We start from the raw sequence: 26,094 nt of genomic DNA on the forward strand, positions 1-26,094 counted from the left end.
ATCGTCGTCGGTGGCTTACTCGGCCGCTGACAGTCCTTCCGCCTGCAAGCGCCACATGCGGGCGAACAGGCCGCCCCGGCGGCGCAAGTCCGGCGCGATTCCGTCCTCCACGATGCGGCCGTCCTGCATGACCAGGATGCGGTCGAAGGCGGCGACGGTGGACAACCGATGCGCCACGGCGATGACCGTGCGGTTGGCCATGCGCTGCACCAGGGAACGTTGGATTTTCAATTCTGACTCCGTGTCCAGGGCCGATGTCGCCTCGTCCGGGATCAGGATGGGGGAATCTTTCAGGAAGGCGCGGGCGATGCCGATACGCTGCCGCTGTCCGCCCGACAGCTTGGTGCCGCGTTCGCCCACCAGCGTCCCGTAGCCGTCCGGCAGGGACAGGATGAAGTCGTGGCAGTTGGCGGCACGGGCGGCGGCGTGGATCTCCTCCTCCGTCGCATCGGGGCGACCGAAGCGGATGTTCTCCAGTATCGTCCGGTGGAACAGCGTGATCTCCTGCGGCACCACGGCCAGCGCCGCGCGCAGATCGTCCTGGCGGATGGCGGCCACGGCGTGGTTGCTGATCAGCAGTTCGCCGTCCTGGACGTCATAGAGGCGCTGCAACAGGGCGACCAGCGTCGACTTGCCGGCGCCGGACGGGCCCACCACCGCGACCTTTTGCCCGGCCGGAATGCGCACCGTTAGATCCCGCAATGTCTCCGCCCGGAACGGGGGGCGCGGCGCGGCGTCCCCATCGCTTTCCGACGGTGTCCGCGAGATGCCGTAGGTGAAGGCGACGCGCCGCAGTTCCACCGAACTGGGATCGCCCCAGGGGTCGAAGGCCACACTGGCCGGGTCGTCCGCGATGGTGGGCCGCAGCCCGATGACCCGGAGGGTATCCTCGATGTGGCCGACATGCTGGACCACGTCGACCAAGGCCAGGGCCAGATCGCGCGCGCCATGCAGGATGCGGAAGGTCAGCGCGCTGACGATCACCACGTCGCCGGTGGTCACGCCCTTTTGGCCCCAGCGGAACTATCGGTCGCTGCGGTTCGACCATGTGACCGTGGGCCAGCCCTGGCACCAGCCGGTGGCGGTGGTGAACCATCCCCAGGACCAGGCCTATACCCGGGTGACGGAATACAAGCACCTGACCGGTCAGGATCATCCCAAGACGGCCCTGACCTACGAGTATCCCAGCGATGTGGGCGACCCCTACTATCCCGTCCCAAGACCGGAGAACCAGGCGCTGTACAAGCGTTACGAGGCCATGGCCGACGCGACGCCCGATACCTGGTTCGTCGGCCGGCTGACGACATACCGATATTACAACATGGACCAGGTGGTGGCCCAGGCCCTGGCCACGTTCCGGCGGATCGAGGAGCGGCTGCCACGCGGGCCGGGGGCATCGGCCGCTGTGCTGGAATTGGCGGGTGGTGGTTAAAGTGGCGCGCGGGCTTGACAATCATCCCCATCGCGCATTGGCTGCGGCCATACCGACCCCGCCCGATGATTGGCCGCCTTGCCCGACCCGACGCCCCTCCCGCCCCTGCTCACCTCCCTGCTGCAGGGACTGAACGACGCCGTTGTCCTGTACGATGAGGCGGGGCGGCTGCTGACCCTGAACCCGGCGGCGGAACGGCTTTACGGCATCGTGGCGGACGCGGCCCAAGGGCGCATGGCAACGGATGTGCTGGGGCCGCACGATGAGGCGGCGCGTAAGGAAATCGACGGCGCCCTGGCCGCCGGCGGCATGTGGCGGGGGGAAGTGCACCGGCGCGGGGCTGAAGGGACCACGCTGACCCTTGAGGTCAGCATCAGTCGCCCGGACGGCGGTTTTTTAATGGATGCGGCTCGCGATGTCACGGCGGCGCGGGCGACGCAGACGACCTTGGAAGATCTGACCGTCCGCAACACCAACCTGTTTCATGCCCTGGCCGTTTCCTTCTGGGATATGGACTTCCGCGCGGCGGCGATGGCCGTGCGCCAGAAGATGGCCGAGGGCGTGACCGACATGGCCGCCTACTTCGCGGCGAACCCCGATTACGTCCGTTGGCTGCAACGGCAGGTCAGGGTGATTGCCGTCAACCAGCGAACGATGGAACTGTTCGGCGGGCGGGAGCAGAGCGACTTCGCCGACATTCGGCCCTACTGGCCGGACGAGAGCCTGGTCCATTTCACCACCGGCCTGCTCAGAGGGATGCGGCGCGACCCCAGCTACGTCGCCGAGGTCAGGCTGGCCCGTGTCGACGGCACGACGTTCGAATGCCTGTTCACCACCGCCTTCCCGTCCGAAACGGTTCCTTCGGGGCGAGTCATCATTGGCGTGATCGACATCGATGACCAGAAAAAGGCATTAGCCGAGTTGGCGCGCAGCGAGAACCGGTTGCGGACGCTGTTCGAAGCGAGCGGTGTCGCCTTCTTCCGCTTCGACACCACCGCCATAAACCGCACCTACGCGGCCTTGCGTGAGCAAGGCGTCGTCGATCTTGGCGCTTATATTGACCAGAATCCCGACTTCCTGGAACAAGCCAAGGCGGCAATCCTCTGCGTCGACGCGAACGCCAGCGCGCTGACCCTGATGCGCGCCACGTCCAAGGACGCGTTGCTGGGCCCCATCCGCTGGGTCACCACGCCGCATCATATGCGCGGCCTGCGTGAGTCCATGACCGCCAGCTTTGGCGGCCACAGTACCTATCAGGGAGAACACCTGATCGGCCGTCTGGACGGCAGCCTGGTGCCCTGCCTTTGGTTCAACGTCGTGCCGCCGGAATTGCGCAGCCAGAACATCGCCTATGTCGGCTTGATCGACATTTCCCGGCAGGAGGCGGCGCGTAGCGCGATGCAGGCCATGCAGGCGGAGTTGGCCCACGCGGCGCGGGTGGCCATCCTGGGTGAGCTGACGGCGTCGCTGGCCCATGAGGTGGCGCAGCCCCTGAGCGCCATCTCCTCCCGGGGGGAGGCGGTGAAGCGGTGGCTGTCGCGCGATGTCGTGGATGTGCCGGTGGTACGGGACCTGGTCGGCAAGATCATGGACAGCGTGGACCGGGCCACAGCCATCGTCAGCCGCATCCGCGACATGGCCGTGAGGGCCCCCTTCCAGACCGAGCCGGTCGATATCGCCAAGCTGGCGCGTGATACCGTGGCCTTCCTGTCCCATGAGCTGGAGCATGCCCGTGTGGCCGTCTGCATCGACGCCGGTAAGGCCCCGTGCGTGGTGGAAGGGGACAGGGTCCAGCTGCAGCAGGTGGTGTTCAACATCCTGCTGAACGCGCATCAGGCGCTGGTCCAGAGTGATACCGCGGACCGCGCCATCACCGTTACCCTGCGGGCCGATGGCGACTGGGTCACCGCCACGATCGACGACAACGGACCCGGCATACCATCGGGCGATTTGGAGCGTGTGTTCGAAAGTTTCCACTCCACCAAGAGCCACGGCATGGGGATCGGCCTGTCGGTCTGCCGATCCATCGTCCAGCGGCATGGCGGTCAGTTGTCGGCCAGCAGTCTCCCGGCGGGTGGGGCGCGTTTCCAGATCCGCCTGCCCGTGGCGGCGGACTGATACCGGCGGCTTCCCCCGCATCCGCCGCCTTTTGCGCAACGACATCGCACCCCCGGCGGCACCCATACCACGGTATGAATGCCCAAGTTTAAACCCTTGGGTAACAGTTGAGCCTGCGAAGCGATGCGTGCTTTCAGGGCACGCAGCGGCATCGGCTGCCGCCAGAACGGGGAATTCCATGATCAAGATTTCCATCAACGGCACCGTCCACGATGTGGAGGTGGAGCAGGACACACCGCTGCTGTGGGTATTGCGGGATGTCTTGGGCATGACGGGCACCAAATTCGGCTGTGGCGTCGCCCAGTGCGGCGCCTGCACCGTGCATGTGGACGGCACGCCCGTGCGTTCCTGCCAGTTGGCCGTGGGTGATGTGGGCGACATGCCCGTCGTCACCATTGAAGGCATCGGCGCCACCCCCGCCGGCGCCAAGGTGCAGAAGGCGTGGATGGATCTTCAGGTGGCGCAGTGCGGCTACTGCCAGTCGGGCCAGATCATGGCCGCCGCGGCGCTGCTGACGCAGACGCCGGCGCCCACGGACGCCGACATCGACGCCGCCATGGCGGGAAACATCTGCCGCTGCGGCACCTATGTCCGCATCCGCGACGGCGTGAAGCGCGCCGCCTCTCAAGCCTGAGGTGAGTTGATGGACATGCAACCCTCCCCCTCTCCCTCTGGCGCCTCGCGCCGTGACCTGCTGCGCGGCCTGGCCTATGGCGGCCTGCTGCTGGCCGTGGGTCTGCCCCTGGGCCGTTTGGCCGTGGCGCGCGAGGACGCGCCCACCGTTTTCGCGCCCGACGCCTTCATCCGCATTGCCAGCGATGGCGCCGCGACCCTGATCATGCCCCAGGTGGAAATGGGCCAGGGCATCTATACCGCCATGACCATGCTCATCGCGGAGGAGCTGGATTTGCCGTTGGCCGCCGTCCGGCTGGAGGCGGCGCCGCCCAGCGACGCGCTTTACGGCAATCCGATCTTCAAGGTGCAGGCCACCGGTGGCTCCACCTCCGTCCGCGCCTATTGGACGCCCATGCGCAAGGCCGGCGCGGCGGCGCGGGCGATGTTGGTGCAGGCGGCGGCCAAGCGCTGGCAGGTGGATCCGGCGGCGTGCGAAACCCAGGACGGCATCGTCCGGCATGCCGCCAGCGGCCGGTCCCTGCCTTACGGCGAGCTGGCCGCGGCGGCGTCCCACATGACCCCGCCATCAGATCCGCCGCTGAAAGATCCAAAGACCTTCCGCCTGTTGGGCAAGACGCAGACCCGCCTGGATATCGAGGCCAAGGGCAACGGCACGGCCAAGTATGGCATCGACGCCCTGCCGCCGGGCGTGAAGGTCGCCACCCTATCCAGCTGCCCCGTGCCCGGCGGCAAGATCCGCCGCGTTGACGACACCCAGGCGCGGGCCGTGGCCGGCGTTCGTCAGGTGGTGGTTCTGGAGGATTTGGTGGCCGTGGTCGGGGACCACATGTGGGCCGCCAAGAAGGGCCTGGACAAGCTGGTCATCGAGTGGGACGAGGGGCCGAACGCCACGCTCTCGACGGAAAGCCTGCGTGCGGCGATGCACGAGGCGGCGAAGCGGCCGGGCGTGCCGGTCAAAAGCGAAGGCGCGGACGTCCGCCCGGGCGACGCCGGGGTGATCAGCGCCAGCTATGAGCTGCCCTTCCTGGCGCACGCCCCCATGGAGCCGATGAATTGCACCGTGCACCTGCGGCCGGGCGCCTGTGAGATCTGGATCGGCACCCAGGTGATGACCATGGTCCAGGCCAAGGCGGCCCAGGCCGCCGGCCTCAAACCCGACCAGATCACCATCCACAACCACCTGTTGGGCGGCGGCTTTGGCCGGCGGCTGGAGGTGGACATGGTGGACAAGGCGGTGCGCATCGCCGCCCACGTGGATGGCCCGGTCAAGGTGGTGTGGACGCGGGAGGAGGACATCCAGAAGGCGATGTACCGCTCCACCTACGGCAGTTGGCTGTCCGCCCGACTGGAAAACGGCAAGCCGGTGGCCTGGCGTCACACGGTCGTGGGACCCTCCGTCATCGCCCGCTGGCTGCCCCCGGCGTTCAGCGGCGGCGTCGACATCGACGCCATCGACGGCGCCGCCGACCAGCCCTACGCCGTCGGCGGCTTCCATGTCGACTATGTGCGCCATGAGCCGCAAGGCGTGCCCACCTGCTTCTGGCGCGGCGTGGGCCCCAATAACAACATCTTCAGCGTGGAAAGCTTCATCGACCGGCTGGCGCGCGAAGCCAAGAACGACCCGCTGGACTTCCGCCGCGCCTTGTTGACCGCCAACCCGCGGGCCTTGCAGGTGCTGAACACGGCGGCGGCGCATGCCGGCTGGGGTACCCCCCTGGCCGCCAAGGCGGGCGAGCGGGTGGGCCGGGGCATTTGCCTGCAAACGGTCTTCGGCAGCTTCCTCTCGACCATCGCCGAGGTGGCGGTGGGCGACGACGGCACGGTACGGGTGCGCCGCCTGGTCACCGCCGTCGATTGCGGCATGGTGGTGAACCCGGACGGCGTGATCTCCCAAATCCAGGGTGGCTTGGTCTTCGGCCTGTCGGCGGCGCTGCACGGCCGCATCACGTTCGAGAAGGGCCGGGTGCAGCAGAGCAATTTCCACGATTACCGCGTCGTCCGCATCGATGAGATGCCGGCGGTCGAGGTGCATCTGGTCCCCTCCACCGAGGCCCCCGGCGGCATCGGCGAGCCTGGAACCACCACCGTGCAGCCCGCCGTGGCCAATGCCATCTACGCCGCCACCGGGGTGCAGCTGACGCGCATGCCCATCGACCAGACATTGCTTGCCAAGGGGGGGCGGACCTGATGCGTGGAACCACGAAAAGAAGGGCGCTGATCGCCGCCGGGGTCGTCGTTGCCGCTGGCGCCGCGGTTCTCGCCCATGCGGTCTTCCTACCCGGCCCCCTGGATTTCGCCAAGGGGACGCGGGTCTCGCTGGCGGACTACAAGGGGCCCTCGCCCACCGGCGTTCCCAAGGAACTGGCCAACGCCGCCGTGCTGGAGCGGGGCGCCTATCTGACGGCGGCCGCCGACTGCCAGGCCTGTCATACGGCGGAGGGGGGAACACCCTATGCCGGTGGCCGGCCGTTCAAGCTACCCTTTGGCACGCTCTACACCCCCAACATCACGCCGGACGCCGAAACCGGCATCGGCCGCTGGACGGACGCGGACTTCCTGAAGGCGGTGCATAAGGGGGTGGCGCCGGGTGGGCGGCATCTTTACCCGGCCTTCCCCTACGCCTCATACACCCTGATGACGGATGAGGACGTGCTGGCCATCAAGGCCTATCTGTTCTCCCTGGCGCCGGTGCGGCGGGCGAACCTGCCCGACACTTTCTCCTTCCCCTTCAACCAGCGTTGGCTCATGGCGGTCTGGGGGGCGTTCTTCAATCCCGGCCATCGGTTCGAGCCCGTCGCCGACCGGGGGCCCGAGTGGAACCGCGGCGCCTATCTGGTCGAAGGCGCCGCCCACTGCGGTGAATGCCATACCCCCCGCACCCTGTTCCAGGCGATGGATACCCGGCACAAGTTCGCCGGCGGCCAAGCGGAGGGCTGGAACGCCTATAACATCACCCCGGACCAGACCAGCGGCATCGGCACGTGGTCGGCGCCGGAGATCGAGGCCTATCTGGCGCAGGGGCATGCCAAGGGCCGCAGCGTCGCCTCCGGCCCCATGCGCGAGGCGGTCGAGCTGAGCTTCTCCAAGCTGGTCCCATCCGACATCGTGGCCATCCGAACCTATCTGCAAAGCGTGCCGGCGGTGCACACCGACCTGCCGGCCCCCGCCGGCCCCGCGCCGCGCGACCATGGCACCGCCGTGGCGGGCGCCATCGACGGCAAGCGCATGTTCGAAGGGGCCTGCGCCAGTTGCCATGCCTGGAGCGGTGCCGGGGTCAATTCGGCCGACGCGCAGTTGACGGCCAAGCGGGCGGTGAACGACCCCAGCGCCGCCAACGTCGCCCTGATGATCCTGAAAGGCTCCGGCCCGCAGGTGGCGGGACGCCCCTACATGCCCGGCTTCGCCGGCGCCTACTCGGATGAGGAAATCGCCGCCGTGGCCAATTACGTCACCGCCCGGTTCGGTGCCGTCGCGTCGACGATCACCGCCCAGGACGTCGCCCGCCTGAGGGCCGACTGACGCAGCGACACAAGGCCGGCTGGCCCCCCAGCCGGTCCCCCGCTTATGATGCGCGCCTGGGGATGACTTATACCAAGTAGCGATGATCCTGACCTATGGCCAGGCCCATCGCCCTCAATCGCCGGCGCCGCCATCCGGCGGCTTGGCTTCCGCGCCTTATGGCGCGCGGCGGCAGTCGCCGCCGATACCAGAGAGATGAATGGAAATCATCGCTCCTTGGTATTACTTCAAAGCCAAGCGCCGTACCTTTTGGATCATGTCGGCGACGCTGCGGGCCTTCAGTTTGCGGAAGGCGCTGCTGCGGTGCATTTTCACGGTGATTTCGGCGATGCCCATCTCAAACGCGATCTGCTTGTTCAGCAGGCCCCGGTCCACCGCCTTCAGCACCTCCACCTCGCGGGGGGTGAGTTGGGCGGCCAGTTGGCGCAGCTCGTCCAGGTCCCGTTCCTCCCGCCGCCGCTGGGCGTCCACGCGCAAGGCGCCGGACACGGCGTCCAGCAGCTCCTGCTCCCGGAACGGTTTGGGCAGGAAGTCCACGGCGCCTGACTTCATGGCCTGCACCGACATGGGAACGTCGGCATGGCCGGAGATGAAGATGATGGGCAGCCGGGTTCCGGTCGCGTTCAGGCGGCTCTGAAATTCCAGTCCGCTTTCCCCCGGCAAGCGCACGTCCAGCACCAGGCAACTGGGGCGGTCCGGCAAGCTGTCGGCGAGAAAGTCCCGGGTCGAGGGATAGTTCTTCACATTGAGGCCGACGGACCGGAAAAGATCGGTCACGCCGCCGCGCACATCCTCATCATCATCGACGACGTAAACGAAAGGCGCGTCCTGAACGAGCTCGGTCTTGGTCATGGGGGTGGTGCGTCGCGTCGAGGGCGGAAAGGGGGAAATGATACGGGCGTGTGGAACCCGTAGCCATGACCATTCCTTAACAATCGACTGACACTATAACACAAGGCGTCCGTAATCGCAAAAATCCCAGATCATATCCTGAGGCGGGGCAATGCTCATGCCGGCCGGCTAGGTAACGAAGTGTGATCCACCCATTCGGTATAGTGAAAGAAGGCGATATCTTATTTCAGGAAGCGGTCTTCCAGGTGGCGCGGGGGCCGCTTTGTTTATTTTGGTTGTGGCATGAGGCAATCACGGCCTGTGTCCTCGCGGTCAGGCCGAAGGCGCCAGTGCCCGTTCGACGCTGGCGATCAGCGCCTCGGGATTGCAGGGCTTTTCAAAGAAATCGTGGACGTTCAGCTTGCGCGCGCGGGTGCGGACCTGTTCGCTGGGGAACGCCGTCAGGAGAATGACGGCGCACGTCACGTCCCGCTTGCGCAACAGCGGCTGGATTTCCAGGCCGGACATGCCAGGCATCTGGATGTCGGATATGACGCAGTCGACCAGCCCCAGGTCCGATGCCAGGAACTCCTCCGCCGACGCGAACGCCATCGTGGCGTAGCCGAAGGACTGCAACAGGTCCTCCAGACTTGTCCGGACGGACGCGTCGTCGTCAATCACAGCAACAGCCTTCTCAGCGGTCATCCCGGTCGCTTTCACTCATCCTGGTTCCGGTCCCGCCCCCGCCGACCACACGTCGCCCTGGCCGCGTCCGATCGCAAGCCCCGGCCCCTAAAGACAACCAAGACATTTAAACTATTATGAATCGCTGGAGGTATTTACCACCGGGCCCGGGCCCTGGCGAGCCCGGGTGCCATCGGAAACAGAAACGACGCGGCCCCGCCCCCCAAGCCATCATTGCGCCAGTCGAGCGGCGACGGTGTCCTGCGGCCCCGGGTGCCAATTCCGTTTCCAGGTCCGGCGCCAGCGCAGCGGCGTTTCGCCCACTAGGCGGCGAAAGATGCGGGAGAAATGGGCCTGATCGCAGAAGCCGCAGGCGCAGGCGACCTCGCTCAAGGTGTCGTTGGTCGACAGCATCAGCATCTGCGCCCGGCGTATGCGCTTCTTGGCGACGAAATCGCGGGGCGTCTCCCCCACCGTCACCTTGAAGGCGCGCGCGAAATAGGAATAGCTGAGACGGCTGACCTCCGCGAGTTCCTTCAGAAGGATGGGCAGCGCCAGCCCCTTCTCGATATGGTCCATAACCTGCTTGAGCTGCCATGGTGTCAGACCTCCCTTGCCCGGACATCCCCGGGCGACAGGCGTCACGGAAACCAACTCCACCCCCTCGCGTCCGGGGTCCATGATTCCAAGAACGCTGGTTATTTCTTCAAGGTACTCCCGAACGGCCGACAGATCGAAATCCAGCGCGTCCCTGGCGTTGATCGCCAGGGACATCAGCCGTTCCGCCTGGCCGCCGTCGGCCCCGCCATGCTTCGCACCGATCTGTTCCGCCGCGTACGCGTCGGCCCCTTGCGCATACTGATCCATGGTCCACTCCCCATCAAACAAGGCGGGAGCATCGTGATTTGGTGGGTGAAGTTATGGAATCGTACGCATGCTGGTGCCAACCCCTACCGGGTAGGTGATACCCTATACCGTGGTCTGGGGTGGGGGCGCGGACGACCCTCCCCCGGTTTAAGGTCCAAGATCATCCGAAACCGATAAATTGCGTCTTGAGGCGCCGGCGACAGCCCACGGGGGCCGCCGGAATGGAGCGATCGCGCTTCCACCCCTATCGGCCCACCCCTCAGACGCGACGACAATGACCCAGGATTTGCCGACCCTTATCCTCGCAGCGGGGGTGTCGCTCTGCGTGTTCGCCGGGCTGCTGGTCAGCTGCTTCCAGCGCTACCGGGCCTTCAGGCGCGCCTATTTCGATGACGCGCCCATCCCCATGCTGATCGAGGACTGGTCCGGCGTCCGTTCCTTCCTGGCGGCCCTGAGGGCGAAGGGGGTCACCGATGTGGTTGCCCACCTGCAGGCCCACCCAGACCTGGTGCGGGACCACCGCAGGTACCATCGGTTCGTGGATGCCAACGATGCCGTGCTGCGTTTGCTGGGCGCGCGCGACAAGGTCCATTTCCAGGAGATCGCGCCACAATTGCTGCCCGCCAACCGGGAGATCATTACCCGCGTCTATCAGGCCCTGCTGGACGGCAAGGTGTCGGCCCAGGGTGAACGGCTGCTGCATACCATCGATGGCCGCGTGGTGCCGGTCATTTGGCGCGCCACCTTGCCATCCTCCGGCGACGCGCGCCGCATCCTGTTTTACGCCTTCGATGTCAGCGACCAGAAGCGCGCGCAGGAGATGGTCTTGAACGCGCGGGGCGATTTGGCGCATGCCGCCCGGGTTTCCACGGTTGGAGAGTTGAGCGCATCCATCGCCCATGACGTGGCGCAGCCCATCGCGGCCATCGCGGCCTCCGCCGTCGCGGCGGAACAGTGGCTGTTGCGGGCGGAACCCTCGACCGACAGGGCGCTGAACGCCTTGTACCAGATCCGCCGCAACGCCCAGCGGGCCAGCGATGTCGTGGGCCGCATCAAGACCTTCCTGCGCAAGGCACCCAAACGCACCACCACCAGCGCCGATGCCTTGGTCAAGGACGCGCTGGCGCTGATCGATAGTGAAGCGCACCTCTACGACGTGACCATCCGGACGCTGATCGAAGCGGACCTTCCCGCCGTGCGGGTGGACGAGGTGGAGATAAAGCAGGTGATCCTCAATCTGGCCCTCAACGCCATGCAGGCCATGGCGCAGGCACAGATGTCAGAGCGCGTGGTCACGGTGGCTGTTTGCGACAAGGAGCGGGACGGCGGGGTGGAGGTTCAAATCCGCGACAACGGCCCGGGAATGAGCGAAGAAACCTTAAGCCGGATTTTCGAACCCTTCTTCTCCACCAAGGAGGATGGCATGGGGCTGGGCCTGGTCATCTGCAAATCCATCATCAATAGCCACGGTGGCGACCTGTCCGTGGTGAGCGTGGAGAAGCTGGGAACCATCTTCCGCTTCATTCTGCCGTATGACCGGCAGATGTTCCGCTGATGCCCCCCGGTCCGGCGCGTCAGCCCAGTTCCAGCATGCTCACCTTCTGGATGAAGTCCGATGACGTCGACGCGCCCAATTTGCGGAAGGCGCTGCTGCGATGCATCTTCACCGTGATCTCCGCGATACCCAGCTCATGGGCGATCTGCTTGTTCAAAAGGCCCCGGCCCATGGCTTTCAGCACCTCCACCTCGCGGGGGGTGAGATCCTGGGCCAGACGCCGCAAGTCCGCCAAATGCCGCCGCTGTATCCACCGTTCCCGGTCGTAACGGATCGCCTCCCATACCGCGTCCAGCAGGTCCTGTTCGCGGAACGGCTTGGGCAGGAAATTGACCGCCCCCTGTTTCATCGCGCGGACGGACATGCGCACGTCGGCGTGGGCGGTGATGAAGACGATGGGCGGTTGCCTGTCTTCCGCCTTCAGCCGCGCCTGAAGCTCCAGTCCGCTTTGCTCCGGCATGCGGACATCCAGCACCAGGCAGCAAGGACGGTCGTGAATGCCATCGTTGAGAAAGGCGGCGGCGGAATCATAGCTGGCCACATCGGTGCCGACCGACAGGAACAGGTCGACGAGGGCTTCGCGCAAAAGCGCGTCATCGTCGATCACGACGACCAGGGACTTTGAATGGCTGGGATCTTCCGGGTCGGGATCATGAGGCATGTGACGATACTCCCCGTCTCGACCGGAGTACGGCGCGTTAACCAATTGGCTGGCGACCCAAGATGCTCCAACTGGGGCGGCACGTGACCTCATACCTCGGTATGGGGCCGCCAAGATGGCGGTAGGATTTAAAACGCGATGGTCGGCGATCACCCTGGTTCCATGCTGCGGAAGACACCGCGGCGGCACATGGAACGGGATGGACGCCTGATGCACACGGTGGGCTTAATTCTGGCACCCGGCTTCCAGGTCATGAACCTGGCGGTCGCTGCCGCTTTCGAACAGGCCAACACGGCGTTGCCGAGGCCGGCCTACAGCGTCTCTTTCCTGTCGGAGGCGGGGGGAGAGATCCCCAGTTCCGTGGGCTTGGCCGTGCGCACGGCCGCCATCGGCGACCAATCCTTCGACACCACCTTTTCCATCGGGGCGTTCGCGTATCCGGCGGCATCGCCCACGCCGTCGCGGGGCATGCGATCGTTCCTGCGTCGGGCCGCCGCGGGCGCCCGGCGGCTGGCGGCACCCTGCACCGGCGCCTTTCTGCTGGCGGAGGCCGGGGTGCTGGACGGTCGGCGCGCCACCACCCATTGGGCCCATGCCGCCGATCTGCAGAACCGCTATCCCAAGGTCCGGGTGCAGGCCGATCGCATCTTCGTCACCGATGACAATATCTGGACCTCGGCGGGCATGAGCGCCACCGTGGACCTTGCCCTGGCGCTGATCGAACAGGATCTGGGGCCCGAGATCTGCCAGGCGGTGGCGCGGCACCTGGTCCTGTATCACCGTCGGCCGGGCGGGCAGCCGCAATTGTCCGCCCTGTTGAACCTACCGGCGACCACCGACCGGATCCAGCGCGTGCTGGCCTACGCCCGGGGCAATCTGGGACGGGATCTGTCCGTGGAGGAGCTGGCGGATATCGCCCGGCTGAGCCCCCGGCAGTTCAGTCGGCTGTTCCGCCAGGAAACCGGCCTATCCCCCGGCAAGGCGGTGGAGGGCCTGCGGCTGGATGCCGCCCGCGCCCTGCTGGCCGACGGCCGGCGCACCCTGGACGACGTGGCTCAGCAGACCGGCTTCACCGACCGCGAACGCATGCGGCGCGCCTTCCTGCGCCGCTTCGGGCATGGCCCCCAGGCGGTGCGGCACGTCATCCAGCAGATGGGGGCCTGACGGGAGCGCGCCCGCCGGAGGGGATGCGCGCCCGTCAGGACCGGATCAGACCGGGATGGGATTGGCGATCAGCGCGGCGTTGAAATCGGTCACCAGCTGATGCTCACCGGAGCCCGGGTTGTTGCGGAAGCCGCGGGCCGCCTCGACCACCACCTCTTCCGCATCGGTCGCCAGGCCGGCCATGGTCTGGTCGATGAAGGCGTCCAGCGGCATGGCGCGCGGATCGTCGCTCTTCTTGATCAGGTCGGTGTTGACCCAGGGCGGCGCGATTTCCTGCACCCGTACCGACGTCTCCCGCAGCATGAAGCGCTGCGACAGGGTGTAGGAATGCAGGGCCGCCTTGCTGGCCGAATAGACGGCGGTCACGGCCAGCGGCACATAGGCCAGGACCGACGTGTTGTTGATGATGGTGGCCTGCGGCTGGCGCTTCAGATGCTCGATGAGGGCCGAGGTCATGCGGATCGGGCCCAGCAGGTTGGTGGTCAGGATGGCCTGGCTGACGGTGTCGTCCACCACCCCGCTGGCATCGTCGAAGGGCATGATGCCGGCGTTGTTCACCAGGACGTTCAGCGTGGGGTAATCGCGGATCAGGGTTTCGGCGGTCTGGGCGATGCTGGCCGGGTCGGTGATGTCCATCTGGACCGCCTCCATGCCGGGGTTGGCCGCCACGACCTCATCCAGCAGGGCCTGCCGGCGCCCGGCGATGATCACCTTGTTGCCCAGGGCGTGGAAGCGTTCGGCCAAGCCGCGGCCGATGCCGGAGGTGGCGCCGGTGATGAAGATGGTGTTGCCGGTCATCTGCATGATGGAAAACTCCGAGGGGTAGTGACGGGGCCCTGCCCCGTCCCGCGCCGGTTGGCGTGACAGGTCCCTTTTTACCCCTCGGCCCTCATGGCCTGAATGTCATATATGCCACGAAAACGGACATTCAGTTCGGCGTCCCCAATGGCACCGTCAGATTTCGGCATCCTCCCCCGTCGTCTGGTCGCCCAGGCTGAAAATCTTCTCCGCCGGCACCCACTTCTCCCCGTCCCGCGCCCAGGGCAAGGGGCGCTGGAAGGTGTTCATCAGGGTTTCCCAGGCCTGCACGTCTGGATCGGCGGCGTCCGCCGCGGCCTTGGCCTCGGGATCATAGTCGTCCGATACCTCAACGATCATGGCCAGCCGATCACCGCAGAGATGGATTTCCATGTCCAGGATGCCGGCCTGGCGTATGGACCGCACCACCGCCGGCGGCACCTTGCCCGGTGCGTGCCATTGGCGGTAACGCTCGATCAGGGCTGGGTCGGACTTCAGGTCCAGCATCAGGACATGGCGGGGCATCGCGGTCTTCCCTGCAGGAGATCACATCTTCACGGGCGTGAAGGACGGCGGCCGGTCGGCGGGGTCGGCGCCGAACCGGGGGTTGGGCTTGGCCCCCATCTGGAAGGTCAGGCGCCCGCCGGCGGCCAGGCTGGCATGGCTGATCCAGCTCTTGGTGTAGGCGGCGCCGTTCCAGGAAACCGACTGGATGTAGGGGCTGTCCGCGCCGTTGCCGGGCGCCTCCACCACCAGCCGGCGGCCCGGTCCCACCACCACCTCCGCCCGCCGGAACAGGGGGGAACCGAAAACATAGATGGGGGTGACCGGGTCGACGGCGTACAGGCCCAGGGCGCTCATGAGGTACCAGGCGCTCATCTGGCCGCAATCCTCATTGCCGGCCAGACCGTCCGGCTTGTCCTGGTGCATGGTGCGCAACAGTATGCGGACGCGCGCCTGGGTCTTATGATGCGCGCCGGCATAGGCGTAGAGATAGGCCACGTGGTGGCTGGGCTCATTGCCATGGGCATACTGGCCCACCAGGCCGGCGATATCGGGCGGCGCGTCCGCCGGCATTTCGGAACTGGTGGTGAACAGCTCATCCAGCTTGCGCTCGAACGCCTCCGGCCCGCCGAACAGGCCCATGTAGCCGTAAAGGTCGTGCTGGTTCAGGAAGGTCGCCTGCCAGGCGTTGCTTTCCGTGAAATCCCGCCACTTCTTCATATGGCCCATGGCGCGCGGGTCGAAGGGTTCGATCCACTTGCCGGCGCTGTCGCGGGCGCGAACGAAGGTCAGCGCCGGATCGAAGACATGGCGGTAATTGCGGGAGCGGTCGACCAGCGCGCGGGCGTCGTCGCGGGCGCCGGCACCCGCCGCCAGATGGGCCATGGCCCAGTCGTCATAGGCGTATTCCAGCGTGCGGCTGACCGCCTCGTCCACCGTGTCGCTGGGGATGTAGCCCAGGCGCCGGTATTCGCCCATGCCAAGGGTGGTGTCCTCGAAGGCGCGCTTGCGGAACACCGGCCAGGCGGCCTTGTAGTCGATGCCCTTGAAGCCCTTGGCCTGCGCTTCCGCCAGCACGACGGCGGAATGCCAGCCGATCATGCAGCCCGTCTCCCGGCCCTGCAGCGGCCAGACGGGCGGGCCGGCCGGGCTTTCCACCGCCATGCGCACCAGCCCGTCCACCAGGTCGGGCACGCGCTCCGGCTGCACCAGGGTGAAAAGGGGATGCAGGGCTCGGTAGGTGTCCCACAGCGAATAGGTGGAATAGGTGTGGCGCCCCGCCGGCATCTGATGCACGGCGTCGTCCATGCCGCGATAGCGCCCGTCCACGTCGCTGAACAGGGTGGGCGCCAGCAGGGCGTGATACAGGGCGGAATAGAAGATGCGGCGGTCGACATCGCTGTCGGCGTCGATGCGGATGCGGGACAGTTCCGCTTGCCAGGCGTCGCGGGCGGCACCGCGCACGCGGTCGAAATCCCAACCGGGGAGATCTGCCTGCAGGTTGCGCAGCGCGCCGTCCACATCCACCGCCGACAGGCCGACCTTGACCAGCAGAGGGCCCTTGGCGGCGTCGGCGATGTGCAGCGCGCACTTAAGGTTGGTGCCGGCGGCCTGGTCGCCCGCCACCGGCTGGTCGTCGGAATAGAGCTGCGCCGTGGTGAAGGGGCGCGACAGCTTCAGGGCGAAGTAAATGTGGCGCCCGTCCGCCCACTGGTGCACCCGCCGGCCGCCGACCAGGGTGTCGTTGCCCACCAGCTTCAGGCTGGCGTCGGTCACCCGGGTGGGCACACCGTGCTTGTCCTGCATGCCGTGGTGGAAGTCGATCAGCAGGTGCGCGCCGTCGCCGGTGGCCCCCGCCGGGAAGGTGTAGCGGTGCAGGCCGGCGCGGGCCGTAGCCGTCAGTTCGGCCGCGATACCGCTGTCCTTCAGCCGCACGCGGTAATAGCCCGGGGTGGCCTGTTCGTCGGCATGGTCGAAGCGGGCGCGATAGCCGCCCTCGGGGGCTTCAAGGCTGCCTGGCTGCAGCACCACGGGGCCAACCCGGGGCACCACCAGCACGTCCAGCATGTCGCCCACGCCGGTGCCGCTGAGATGGGTGTGGGAGAAGCCCATCAGGGTGCGGTCGTCCTGGTGATAGCCGGAGCATGAATCCCAGCGGCCATTGTCCGTGTCTGGGCTCAACTGCACCATGCCGAAGGGCACGGTGGCGCCGGGGTAGGTGTGGCCATGCCCGCCCGTCCCGATGAAGGGATCGACCCAGCGGGTGAGGTCTTCCCTCTCCCCCGCCCCTTCCCTGGCCCAGGCCGCCGCCACCGGCAGCCCACTTCCGCCCAGCAAGGCCAGGCCGGCGGTGCCCCCCAGCAACGTCCGACGTGTCAGCATGTTCTTCTCCTTCCCCATCGCGTCCCCGCCTGCTGGCGGGGCGCCCACGATGCCGCCGTCCCTTGTGGAAACCGGCGGGTTCATACCTACGGCATTTGATCGTGACCGCTCAAATGCCCCTCAATTGCCGGGCGGCCACATCCGTGGCCTTGGCTTCCTCGCTGCGCGCCCTTTACACTAACTGGGCGGTGCTCGCTCCGGCGCCCGCAGCCGCGGGCTACAGCGGCACGAGTCGTAATCTCGCGCCGCTGATGTCAGTGTGCGGACATCTATTCCTTGACCTGTCCGGGCAGGTCCCAAATCTGCGCCCGGCCGCCGGCCAGGCTGGTGTCCAGGACCGGATGCAGGTCGAAAACGATGACCTCGTTCACCCCGACCTTTAGAAAGCTTTCCGGCACGAACAGGGTGCGCTGCGGCCCGACCGACCAATGGCGGCCGAGATTGTGGCCGTTCACCCAGGCGTAGCCTTTGCCCCAGCCGCGCATGTCCAGAAAGGTGTAGCCGGCCTCCTTGAGCTCGAACGTGCCGCGGTGAAAGGCGGGGCCATCGGCCATGCCGGCCTGGAACGTCAGGCCGGCCAAGTCGTCCAGCGGCAGGCCCTCATGGGTCCAGCCCTGCAAGGGCTGGCCGTCCAGTGTCACCCCGCCGATGAGGCCTTTCTGGTCCCGCCCAATGCGCTCGCCGTAATTGACGTGGCCCATGGTGTCGACCAGGATCTCCAGGCTGTCCCCGGCCTGGGCGGACAGGACGATTTCCCGTTCGTTCAGGCGCCGGTCCAGCACGCTGACGCGGCGCCCGTTGACCGACACCACAGCGTAATCGCGGACCTCGCCGATGCGCAGCGTGCCTTTGGCGGCCTTGGTGAAGCGATGGCGATAGCGCATGAGGCCATGGCTTTGGCCCAGCGATTCCAGTGTCCGGGGGGCCGGCGCCGCCACCGGCTTGCCGAACAGGGGCGTGAGCGCCGCCGTCTCGGTCAACCGGAAGCGGGGAATTTCCAGGGCCTTTTGTGGCGTTGGCAGGGGGGCGAACCGCTCCGCCGGCAGGTAGCGCTTCATCACCTCCAGCACCGCGCTGAACTTCGGCGTGGGGCGCCCCGCCTCATCGAACAGGGCGTCATAGTCGTAGCTGGAGATGTCGGGCTGATAGGTTTCGGTCTTGCGATCGAAGTTGGCGCCGGCATCGAACCCGAACGACGTTCCGCCATGCGCCATGTAGAAGCTGACCGAGATCTGGCGGTCCAGCATCCATTTCAGGCTGTCGAGCAAGGGCGGCGCCGGCATCGCGGAATGCACCTCGCCGAAATGATCGAACCATCCACCCCACAGTTCGGTGCAGATGCGGGGCCCGGACGGCTTGAACGCGGCGTAGCGCTTGAACTCCTCCTCCGCCTTGTCCGTGGTGCCGAAATTGATGCCGTTGATCAGTGACGGCAGGGCGCCCTTCTCGATGACCGACGCGCCGTCCACGGTGTACAGCGCGCCGTCGAAGCCCGCCGCCCGGATCTGATCGCGCACGGCTTCCATATAGCTGTGGTCCTGCCCGAAGGAGCCGTACTCATTCTCCACCTGGGTCATCAGGACCGGTCCGCCCTTGTCGATCTCCAGATGGGCGACCTCCTGCCCCAGCCGCTTCAGCCAGCGGCCGGACAAGTTCATATAGGTGGGATCCAGCGACCGCGCCTTGACGCTTTCGTCCGCGAAAACCCAGGCCGGCAGCGCGCCGCCGTCCCATTCCGCGCAGGCGTAGGGCCCGACGCGCAGCAGGACGTGCAGGCCCTCTTCCTGCGCCAGGGCCAGCCAGGCGGACAGATCCAGGTTGCCGGTGAAGTCATACTGGCCCGGCACCTTTTCATGGGCGTTCCAGAAGACATAGGCGCTGAGCGTGTTCAGCCCCAGGCTCTTCAGCTTGCGCAGGCGGTCGCGCCAATCCGCACGGGCGATGCGGGGGTAGTGCAACTCCCCGGCCAGGATTTGCAGGGGCTGGCCGTCCAGCAGGAAGTGGTCGCCGTTGGTGGTGAACCGGCTGGTGCCAGCCCGCGCGGCGGTGAAGGGTGCCATGGCGCCGGCGGTGAGGCCGGCGGCGCCGGCCAGGAAGGTTCTGCGGGGGATCATGGCTGTCCGGTTCGTGAGGTCCTGGGGCGGGGCCGTGTCAGGCGTTGGCATGCGTGTCCTACCGGCTCAGCGCAGGGGGGCGCGGAGCAGCGCCGGCTTGCGGGCCAGCAGGTCGATCATCAGTTCGCCGAACAGCGTGTTGGCCCAGGCGAACCAGGACCGCGTGAAATGGGTGGGGTCGTCCTGGTCGAAGGCCTCATGCATGAAGCCGGTACCGGCGTGCGTCGTCTTCAGCCAGCCCAGGCACTGCCGGATCTCGCCATCGTCATCGCTGGTCAGGGCGCGGACGATGATGGCCATGGGCCAGATCATGCGCAGGCCCTCGTGCGGGCCGCCGACGCCTTCCCCGGCGGCGCCCTGGAAGAAATAGGGGTTGTCGCCGCTCCACACCCGCGCCCGGGTGCGGCGGTACAGGGGATCGTCGGCAGCGCAGCAGCCCAGGTAGGGCAGGCCCAGCAGGCTGGGCACGTTGGCATCGTCCATGAAGAGGCGGTTGCCGAAGCCGTCGACCTCATAGGCCCAGATTTCCTGGCCGGCCGCGTCGGTCATGCGGCCATGGGCCCGCACCGCCGTCTCCACCTCCGCCGCCAGGGCCAGCGCGTCCTGGGCCAGGGTATCCTCCCCGCCCACGGCACGCCACAGGGGCGCCAGAAGCCGCAGGGCCGTGACAGCGAACAGGTTGCCGGGGATGTTGAAGGCGTAGAGGCAGGCGTCGTCCGAGGGGCGGAACATGGCGTGGATCATGCCCACCTTGCGCGTGGGGAAGCCATAGCCGTCGAGCGCCAAGGTTTCGGTCGGCGTCTCCGCCTTGCGCTGGAAGCGATAGGGGCCGGGGCCGTCCTTGCGCTGCTGCTGGCGGAAGGTGGCCACCACCAGGCGCATCGCCGCCCGCCATTCCTCATCGAACGGCGTCACATCCCCGGTGGCCCGCCAATAGCCGTGGGCCAGCCGGATGGGATAGCACAGGCTGTCGATCTCCCACTTCCGCTCCGCCACGCCGGGCTTCATCTCCGTCATGTCGTCCACCGCCCACTTGTTGGGGGTGGTGCCCTTGGGATCCGGCAGGAAGGCGTTGGCGTAGGGGTCGATCAGGATGCAGCGCGCCTGGCGATGGATCAGGCCCTGGAACACCTGGCGCAACACGGCGTCGTTCTTGGCCAGCGGCAGGTAGGGCCAGACCTGGGCGGAGCTGTCGCGCAGCCACAGGCATTCGATGTCGCCGGTGATGACGAAGCTGTCGGCCTTGCCGTCCAGCCGCCCCAGTTCCACCGTCGTGTCCAGGGTGTTGGGGAAGCAGTTCTCGAACAGCCAGGCCAGTTCCGGGTCGCCGATGGCCGCCTTCACCCGCGCCAGCTCCCGCTCCACCGCGGGGCTGGACACCTTGCGCTGGGCGGGCGGCGGGCGGCGGCTGGGCCGGTTTTCCGCCCGTGCCGGCTTGGCCGGCAGGGCGCCGGCCAGCACCCCGCCGGCCAAGCCCAACATCGTGTCACGACGGCTGATCATCGCGCTTCCCTCATTTCGGCCCCGTTTATTTTGGCAGGACTTGGCGGCCCTGGATGTCGACCGACTTCTCCAGTCCGGTGGTGAAATCAGGCTGGCCGCCGCCGACGAAGACCTGATAGCGCCCCGCCTCCACCGCGCGGTTGCCGGCGGCGTCCACGCCGCTCAGGTCACGCGGCTGCACCGCGAACGTCACCCGCTTGCTTTCCCCCGGTTCCAGATGGACGCGCTGGAAGCCGGCCAGCATGCGGCGCGGGGCCAGGGCACCGGCCGGCGGGGTGATGTAGAGCTGCACCACCTCATCGCCCGGATGGTCGCCCACGTTCCTGACCGTCGCGCTGGCCGCCAGGGGCTGCCCGGCGGTCAACTCGGCCGTGGACAGGGCCAGATCATCATAGGCGAAGCGGGTGTAGCTGAGGCCGAAGCCGAAGGGATACAGCGGCGTCCCCTCGAAATAGCGATAGGTGCGGCCGGTCATGGCGTAATCCACGAACGCCGGCAGGTCGCGGACGGAGCGGTAGAAGGTCACCGGCAGGCGACCGGAGGGGTTGTTGCTGCCCGTCAGCGTCTCGGCGATGGCGCGGCCGCCCCGCTCACCCGGATACCAGGCGGCCAGGATGGCGTCGGCGTGGTCCTGCGCCCAGGTCAGCGCCACGGCGCTACCCGACATCAGCACCACGACCAGGGGCTTGCCCGTCGCGGCCAGGGCCTCCAGCAACTGACGCTGCGGCAGGGGCAGGCCGATATCGGTGCGGTCGCCGCCATCGAAGCCCGGCACGGCGATGCCCAGTTCCTCGCCCTCCACGTCCGGCGACAGGCCGACGAAAGCGATGATGGCGCCGGCGCCCTTGGTCGCGGCCACGGCTTCCGCCCGCTGCACCTCCGCCGGGGCCAACCACATCAGGCGCACGCCCTGGTCCTGGCCGCTGTGCACCAGTTCCAGGCGCAGGCGATGGGGGCTGGTGCCCTCGACATGCAGGGGCACCATCAGATCGCTGTCCTTGCCGGTGCCGGGGTCGTCCAGCACCAGCCGGCCGTCCAGGTACAGGCGGATGGGGTCATGCCCCCGGCAATCGAAGCAGCGGTCGACGCGCACGGCCAGGGTGTAGTCGCCGGGGCCCGGCGGCACCAGCAGGCCGGTCCAGCGCACGGCGTAGCGGCGGGCGTCCATCCCTGGCACCGGCGGCACCTTGTCCCAATCGAAATCGATGGTGCGGTCGGTGCGGGTCACCTGCGGTTCGCCGCTGAAGTCCAGGCTGTCGAAGTAGTCGCCGGTCAGGCCGGCCTCCGCCCCGCTGCCCGCCCCCGTGCGCAGCGCCGTTTCCGGCACCAGCACGGGCACGCCTTCGGCCAGGGCGGAGCCCTGGGCATAGCGGATGGTGCCGAGGCCGGGCGCCATCCGCAGCGCCGCCAAGGGGGTGTAGGCCTGAACCGCGGTGCCGTGGTAGTTGGCCTCCAGCACGCCCAGGGCATCGGCGTTGGGGCCCACCACGGCGAGATTGGTTCCGGGGGCCAGCGGCAGCGCGTTGTTGCGGTTCTTCAACAGCACGATGGATTTGCGCGCCGCCTCCAGCGCCAGGGCGCGGGCGTTCACGTCGTCGATACGCTCCGCACCGATGTCGGCATAGGGATCGGTGGCGGCGAAGGCCCCCAGCCGGGCGCGGGCGGCCATGACGCGGCGGGCCGCCTGGTCCACCGCCCCTTCCGTCACCAGGCCCTGGCTGACGGCGGCGCCCAGGTCGGCATAGGCGTAGCGCCCGCCGCCGCCACAGTTGAGATCGGTGCCCGCCAACACGGCGGCAGCGGCCGAGGCGGCGTTGTCGGCGCGGTAATGGTGGAAGCGCGTCATGTCGTCCACGGCGTCGCAGTCCGACACGACATAGCCCTTGAAGCCCCAATCCCGGCGCAGCCGGCCGTTCAGCAATTCCGGATCCGCGCAGACGGGGGTGCCGTGCAGTGCGTTGTAGGCGCACATGATGGAGCCCACCTGCCCTTCCGTCACGGCGGCGCGGAAAGCCGGCAGGTAGGTCGCCTCCAGGTCATGGGGCGCCACGTCGATGTCGAAGGAATGCCGGCCCGCTTCCGGTCCGCTGTGCACGACAAAATGCTTGGCGGTGGCGATGGCCTTGGGATGGGCGGGGTCCGGGCCCTGGATACCCTGGATGAAGGCGACGCCCAGGCGTCCCGTCAGATAGGGGTCCTCGCCATACGTCTCCTGCCCCCGGCCCCAGCGCGGATCCCGGAAGATGTTGATGTTGGGCGACCAGATGGTCAGGCCCTGGTAACGGTCGTGGTCCGCCTTGGCGCCGGCGGCCCCCCCTGCAACGTTGTACTTGGCCCGCGCCTCGGTGGAGACGGTGTCGCCCACCCGGCGCAGCAGGTCGGTGTCCCAGGTGGCGGCCAGGCCGATGGCCTGGGGAAAGACGGTGGCGTAGCCGGCGCGGGCGACACCGTGCAGGCCCTCGTTCCACCATTCATAGGCGGGCACGCCCAGGTGCGGTATGGCGGGGGCCGCACTTTGGATCTGGCCGATCTTCTCCGCCAGGGTCATGCGGCTGACCAAGGCATCGGCATCGGACGGGGCGGTCCCGGTTTGGGACCAGGCGCCGGTGGGAAGGGCCAGAGCCAGCAACAGCCCCCACGCGGCCGCACGGCCGCGCGCGAACCGCGCCCTCACGACCGGGGGCCCTTGGTGGCGCCGGCCAGCGAGCGCACCGACAGCGCCTGGCGCAGGGCCGCGATGTCGGCGGTGCTGCGCACGGCCAGCGTCACCGTCTGGCCTGGCAACAGGTCAAAGGCGTTGTCCGATAGGCTGGCGTCCCTGTCGCCGAACTCCACCCAGACGCCACGGGCCAGGCGCTGCGCCTTGATCGTCAGGGCATAGCCGTCGGCGGCGGGCTGCAGGTCGGCGGTCAGCCCCGGGTCCGTCAGGGCCAGGTCGATGGCGTCGGCGAAATAGACGATCTCACGCGACACCGGCTGGCCACCCTGCAGCAGTTCCACCACCGCGACGGTGCGGGCGGGATCGGCCCCCTTCAGCAGGGCGGCATCCTCGAAGGTGCCGACGTCCGTGCTGGACAGCGGCGCCAGGGTGACCGGCGTGGTCCGCTCCTGCCGCACGGTACCGTCCAGGTCCATGACCCGCAGCCGCCACTGCGCCGCCATCGGCGTGGTCAGGTCCGACACCAGGTGGATGTCGGTCTTGCCGTTGTGGCGCTGGGCCGCCGCCAGCAGCGGGGCGTAGAAGCGGCGGGCATGGAACTGCAGCGCCTTCCACCGGCCGAAATAATCGATGCTGGACCAGGAGGCGCCCGGCCAGACGTCGTTCAGCTGCCAGTAGAGGGAGCCCATGCTGTGCGGGCGGGAGGCGCGCAGGTGTTCCGCCGCCATCTGGATGCCCTCCGCCTGCATCACCTGGCTGAGGTAGACGAAGGCGGCGAAATCCTTTGGCTCGCCATAGTATTTGCGGATGTAGAACAGCAGGCGGTCATTGCCGTTGCCATTGGCGAACTTCTGGTGCGCCCGCATGACCGGCGAGTTCGGGCTGGCCAAATCCTCCGCATTGGCGAAGGCCCGGACGGTCTGCATCACGGGGAAGGATTGCAGGCCGTACTCGGACTGGAAGCGCGGCGTGGTGTCCAGGTAATCCTCCAGCGGGGCGGAACCGGACCAAACCTTCCAGTAATGCTTGTCACCGTCGTCCATGACATCGGCGGGGCCGTCGAAATCGGTGCTGGGGGTGCTGGCCCAATAGGGCACGCCGCCGGCATATTTGGTGACCACGCCGCGCAGCACGTCACCGAACAGCACGGTCATGCCGGTGACGATGCGTTCCCGCTCCGCCGGCGCGATGCTGTCCTTGAACGTCTGGCGGTCGGGCCAGGATTCCCAGCCGGTCTGCACCTCGTTGTTGCCGCACCACAGGACGATGCTGGGGTGGTCGCGCAGGCGCTTCACCTGGTCCACCGCCTCGGCCCGGCTGCTTTCGCGGAAGGCCACGTCATAGGGGGTGATGGCGCCGCCGAACATGAAGTCCTGCCACACCATGATGCCCATCTCGTCCGCCAGGTCGTAGAAGGCGTCGTCCTGGTAGTGGCCGCCACCCCACATGCGCAGCATGTTCATGTTAGCGTCGCGGGCGGATTGCAGCAGGGCGCGGGCGGTTTCGGCCGGCACCCGGCTGGGGAAGCTGTCCATGGGGATGAGGTTGGCGCCCTTGGCGAAAACGGGGATACCGTTCACCACGAACTCGAAGCTCTTGCCCCACTGGTCCGGCGTGCGGCGCAGTTCCACTTGGCGCAGGCCGGTGCGGCGCGCCGTGGTCGCCACCACCTCCGCCCCATCGCTGATCGTTGCCTTGAAGGTGTAGAGGTCGGGCGCGCCATAGCCCACCGGATACCACAGGTGCGGATGATCGATGCGCAGCGGCAGGCTGACCTGGTTGGTCCCGGCGTCCAGCGTCACGTCCTGCGTCACCGCCGGAAGGGCTGTGCCGTCGGGTGCCGTGGGTGTCACGGTGATGCGCACGCTGCCGGCATGGTCGGCGGTGATCTCGAACTCCGCCCGCACGGTGGCGGCGCTGGAGTCCACCCGCTGCTGGGCGATATGGAAGTCCGCCAGGCGGGGGCCGTTCCAGGCCTCCAGCCGCACCGGCCGCCAGATGCCCAGGGTGACGTAGCGCGGGCCCCAGTCCCAGCCATACTGGTAATTGGCCTTACGCACGTAATTCGACGTCTGCTTTCCCACGGGCTCGTCCCCAAAGGCGCTGTCGAACTCACCCGGCAGGGCGTAGGGCTGCTTCAGCAGCCAGGGCTGCAGCTTAGCGATGGGGGAATGTAGCGCCACCGACAGGGTGTTGGCACCGGGTTGCAGGGCCTGCTTCACCGGCACGCGCCAGCGGCGGAACATGTTGTCGGCCGACAGCAGCGGTTTGCCGTTCAGGCTGATGTCGGCGAAGGTGTCCAGCCCCTCGAACACCAGGTCCACGTGGTCGTGGTGCAGCGTCGCCTCATCCACCGACAGGGTGGTGCGGTAGTCCCAATCGGCCAGGCCGATCCACTGCAGGCCAGCCTCGGCGTCGCGATAGAACGGGTCGCCGATGCGGCCCAGGGCCAGCAGGTCGGTCTGCACCGCGCCCGGCACGGTGGCGGCCCGCCACTGCGTTTCCCCCCCATGCGCCTTGGCGGCCGGATCCTGGGGCGCCAGGCGGAAAGTCCAGCCCTGGTCCAGGTCGCGCGTCACCACCGCCGCCGACGCGAGGCCGGGAGCCGCCAGGGCCAATGCCAGGACCAATGCCAGGGACTGCGGGCGGTGAAGGGCACGGGACATG

General features: G+C 67.6%; 19 protein-coding genes. 7 read left to right on the plus strand and 12 right to left on the minus strand.

Annotation, left to right across the window (positions count from 1 at the left end):
* Window positions 1-15: 15 nt before the first annotated feature.
* Complete coding sequence (locus FBZ90_RS14855) at window positions 16-1,002, minus strand: ABC transporter ATP-binding protein (protein WP_246130425.1); 987 nt, start codon at window positions 1,000-1,002, stop codon at window positions 16-18.
* Between FBZ90_RS14855 and FBZ90_RS14860 the strand changes: the two genes are divergently transcribed.
* The 5 genes from FBZ90_RS14860 to FBZ90_RS14880 all read left to right on the plus strand — a co-directional run bounded on the left by FBZ90_RS14860 (window position 956) and on the right by FBZ90_RS14880 (window position 7,705).
* Window positions 956-1,432, plus strand: a complete 477-nt coding sequence (locus FBZ90_RS14860) for a UDP-galactopyranose mutase (RefSeq protein WP_246130426.1) — start codon at window positions 956-958, stop codon at window positions 1,430-1,432. The two genes, FBZ90_RS14855 and FBZ90_RS14860, sit on opposite strands and share 47 nt — an antisense overlap.
* 78 nt (window positions 1,433-1,510) lie before the next feature.
* On the plus strand, window positions 1,511-3,550 hold the full coding sequence (locus FBZ90_RS14865; RefSeq protein WP_186455817.1) for an ATP-binding protein: 2,040 nt from the start codon (window positions 1,511-1,513) through the stop codon (window positions 3,548-3,550).
* Window positions 3,551-3,728: 178 nt separating this feature from the next.
* Window positions 3,729-4,184 (plus strand): (2Fe-2S)-binding protein, encoded by a 456-nt coding sequence (locus tag FBZ90_RS14870; RefSeq protein WP_145733357.1) that lies wholly within the window; start codon window positions 3,729-3,731, stop codon window positions 4,182-4,184.
* A gap of 9 nt (window positions 4,185-4,193) precedes the next feature.
* Window positions 4,194-6,374: a xanthine dehydrogenase family protein molybdopterin-binding subunit gene (locus FBZ90_RS14875; RefSeq protein ID WP_246130427.1), complete on the plus strand. Its 2,181-nt coding sequence runs from the start codon at window positions 4,194-4,196 to the stop codon at window positions 6,372-6,374.
* Window positions 6,374-7,705 carry a cytochrome c gene (locus tag FBZ90_RS14880; protein ID WP_145733359.1) on the plus strand — a complete coding sequence of 444 codons (1,332 nt, stop codon included), beginning with the start codon at window positions 6,374-6,376 and terminating at the stop codon, window positions 7,703-7,705. Before FBZ90_RS14875 ends, FBZ90_RS14880 begins: the two co-directional genes overlap by 1 nt.
* A gap of 222 nt (window positions 7,706-7,927) precedes the next feature.
* Here FBZ90_RS14880 and FBZ90_RS14885 read toward each other — a convergent pair whose 3' ends face one another.
* From FBZ90_RS14885 to FBZ90_RS14895, 3 genes are all read right to left on the minus strand, one after another.
* Window positions 7,928-8,557, minus strand: a complete 630-nt coding sequence (locus tag FBZ90_RS14885; protein WP_145733362.1) for a response regulator transcription factor — start codon at window positions 8,555-8,557, stop codon at window positions 7,928-7,930.
* A gap of 312 nt (window positions 8,558-8,869) precedes the next feature.
* Window positions 8,870-9,241 (minus strand): response regulator transcription factor, encoded by a 372-nt coding sequence (locus tag FBZ90_RS14890; protein ID WP_145733364.1) that lies wholly within the window; start codon window positions 9,239-9,241, stop codon window positions 8,870-8,872.
* A 210-nt stretch (window positions 9,242-9,451) separates the two neighbouring features.
* The gene (locus FBZ90_RS14895; protein ID WP_145733366.1) at window positions 9,452-10,087 is read right to left on the minus strand and encodes a helix-turn-helix domain-containing protein; all 636 of its coding nucleotides are present in this window, start codon (window positions 10,085-10,087) and stop codon (window positions 9,452-9,454) included.
* A 286-nt stretch (window positions 10,088-10,373) separates the two neighbouring features.
* Between FBZ90_RS14895 and FBZ90_RS14900 the strand changes: the two genes are divergently transcribed.
* Window positions 10,374-11,642 carry a two-component system sensor histidine kinase NtrB gene (locus tag FBZ90_RS14900; protein WP_186455818.1) on the plus strand — a complete coding sequence of 423 codons (1,269 nt, stop codon included), beginning with the start codon at window positions 10,374-10,376 and terminating at the stop codon, window positions 11,640-11,642.
* Between the two features lie 19 nt (window positions 11,643-11,661).
* Here FBZ90_RS14900 and FBZ90_RS14905 read toward each other — a convergent pair whose 3' ends face one another.
* A complete protein-coding gene (locus FBZ90_RS14905) occupies window positions 11,662-12,303 on the minus strand; it encodes a response regulator transcription factor (protein WP_145733370.1) in 642 nt (213 codons plus the stop codon).
* A gap of 210 nt (window positions 12,304-12,513) precedes the next feature.
* On the opposite strand from FBZ90_RS14905, the gene FBZ90_RS14910 reads away from it, so the two are divergent.
* Window positions 12,514-13,467 carry a GlxA family transcriptional regulator gene (locus tag FBZ90_RS14910; RefSeq protein ID WP_145733372.1) on the plus strand — a complete coding sequence of 318 codons (954 nt, stop codon included), beginning with the start codon at window positions 12,514-12,516 and terminating at the stop codon, window positions 13,465-13,467.
* Between the two features lie 45 nt (window positions 13,468-13,512).
* Here FBZ90_RS14910 and FBZ90_RS14915 read toward each other — a convergent pair whose 3' ends face one another.
* The 7 genes from FBZ90_RS14915 to FBZ90_RS14945 all read right to left on the minus strand — a co-directional run bounded on the left by FBZ90_RS14915 (window position 13,513) and on the right by FBZ90_RS14945 (window position 26,093).
* On the minus strand, window positions 13,513-14,271 hold the full coding sequence (locus FBZ90_RS14915; protein WP_145733374.1) for an SDR family oxidoreductase: 759 nt from the start codon (window positions 14,269-14,271) through the stop codon (window positions 13,513-13,515).
* A gap of 150 nt (window positions 14,272-14,421) precedes the next feature.
* Window positions 14,422-14,790 carry an L-rhamnose mutarotase gene (locus FBZ90_RS14920; protein WP_145733376.1) on the minus strand — a complete coding sequence of 123 codons (369 nt, stop codon included), beginning with the start codon at window positions 14,788-14,790 and terminating at the stop codon, window positions 14,422-14,424.
* Between the two features lie 21 nt (window positions 14,791-14,811).
* A complete protein-coding gene (locus tag FBZ90_RS14925; protein WP_145733378.1) occupies window positions 14,812-17,151 on the minus strand; it encodes a GH92 family glycosyl hydrolase in 2,340 nt (779 codons plus the stop codon).
* A gap of 269 nt (window positions 17,152-17,420) precedes the next feature.
* Window positions 17,421-19,265: a glycoside hydrolase family 35 protein gene (locus FBZ90_RS14930; protein ID WP_186455819.1), complete on the minus strand. Its 1,845-nt coding sequence runs from the start codon at window positions 19,263-19,265 to the stop codon at window positions 17,421-17,423.
* A 66-nt stretch (window positions 19,266-19,331) separates the two neighbouring features.
* Entirely contained in the window at window positions 19,332-20,768 is a 1,437-nt protein-coding gene (locus tag FBZ90_RS14935) for a glycoside hydrolase family 125 protein (RefSeq protein WP_186455820.1), read from the minus strand.
* 25 nt (window positions 20,769-20,793) lie between these two features.
* Window positions 20,794-23,442 carry a glycoside hydrolase family 3 protein gene (locus tag FBZ90_RS14940; RefSeq protein WP_211102053.1) on the minus strand — a complete coding sequence of 883 codons (2,649 nt, stop codon included), beginning with the start codon at window positions 23,440-23,442 and terminating at the stop codon, window positions 20,794-20,796.
* Window positions 23,439-26,093, minus strand: coding sequence for a beta-mannosidase (locus FBZ90_RS14945; protein WP_246130428.1), 2,655 nt, complete (start codon window positions 26,091-26,093; stop codon window positions 23,439-23,441). The genes FBZ90_RS14940 and FBZ90_RS14945 overlap by 4 nt, the downstream gene beginning before the upstream one ends.
* Window position 26,094 lies beyond the last annotated feature (1 nt).

It is taken from the genome of Nitrospirillum pindoramense (assembly GCF_007827955.1).
In the GTDB taxonomy this organism is placed as follows: domain Bacteria; phylum Pseudomonadota; class Alphaproteobacteria; order Azospirillales; family Azospirillaceae; genus Nitrospirillum; species Nitrospirillum amazonense_B.

Coding starts and splice junctions, on each gene's coding strand:
- FBZ90_RS14905 (WP_145733370.1), bottom strand. CDS start 12,303: ATGCCTCATGATCCCGACCCGGAAGATCCCAGCCATTCAAAGTCCCTG.
- FBZ90_RS14870 (WP_145733357.1), top strand. CDS start 3,729: ATGATCAAGATTTCCATCAACGGCACCGTCCACGATGTGGAGGTGGAG.
- FBZ90_RS14880 (WP_145733359.1), top strand. CDS start 6,374: ATGCGTGGAACCACGAAAAGAAGGGCGCTGATCGCCGCCGGGGTCGTC.
- FBZ90_RS14935 (WP_186455820.1), bottom strand. CDS start 20,768: ATGATCAGCCGTCGTGACACGATGTTGGGCTTGGCCGGCGGGGTGCTG.
- FBZ90_RS14915 (WP_145733374.1), bottom strand. CDS start 14,271: ATGCAGATGACCGGCAACACCATCTTCATCACCGGCGCCACCTCCGGC.
- FBZ90_RS14875 (WP_246130427.1), top strand. CDS start 4,194: ATGGACATGCAACCCTCCCCCTCTCCCTCTGGCGCCTCGCGCCGTGAC.
- FBZ90_RS14910 (WP_145733372.1), top strand. CDS start 12,514: ATGCACACGGTGGGCTTAATTCTGGCACCCGGCTTCCAGGTCATGAAC.
- FBZ90_RS14930 (WP_186455819.1), bottom strand. CDS start 19,265: ATGATCCCCCGCAGAACCTTCCTGGCCGGCGCCGCCGGCCTCACCGCC.
- FBZ90_RS14920 (WP_145733376.1), bottom strand. CDS start 14,790: ATGCCCCGCCATGTCCTGATGCTGGACCTGAAGTCCGACCCAGCCCTG.
- FBZ90_RS14885 (WP_145733362.1), bottom strand. CDS start 8,557: ATGACCAAGACCGAGCTCGTTCAGGACGCGCCTTTCGTTTACGTCGTC.
- FBZ90_RS14925 (WP_145733378.1), bottom strand. CDS start 17,151: ATGCTGACACGTCGGACGTTGCTGGGGGGCACCGCCGGCCTGGCCTTG.
- FBZ90_RS14945 (WP_246130428.1), bottom strand. CDS start 26,093: ATGTCCCGTGCCCTTCACCGCCCGCAGTCCCTGGCATTGGTCCTGGCA.
- FBZ90_RS14860 (WP_246130426.1), top strand. CDS start 956: ATGCGGAAGGTCAGCGCGCTGACGATCACCACGTCGCCGGTGGTCACG.
- FBZ90_RS14895 (WP_145733366.1), bottom strand. CDS start 10,087: ATGGATCAGTATGCGCAAGGGGCCGACGCGTACGCGGCGGAACAGATC.
- FBZ90_RS14890 (WP_145733364.1), bottom strand. CDS start 9,241: ATGACCGCTGAGAAGGCTGTTGCTGTGATTGACGACGACGCGTCCGTC.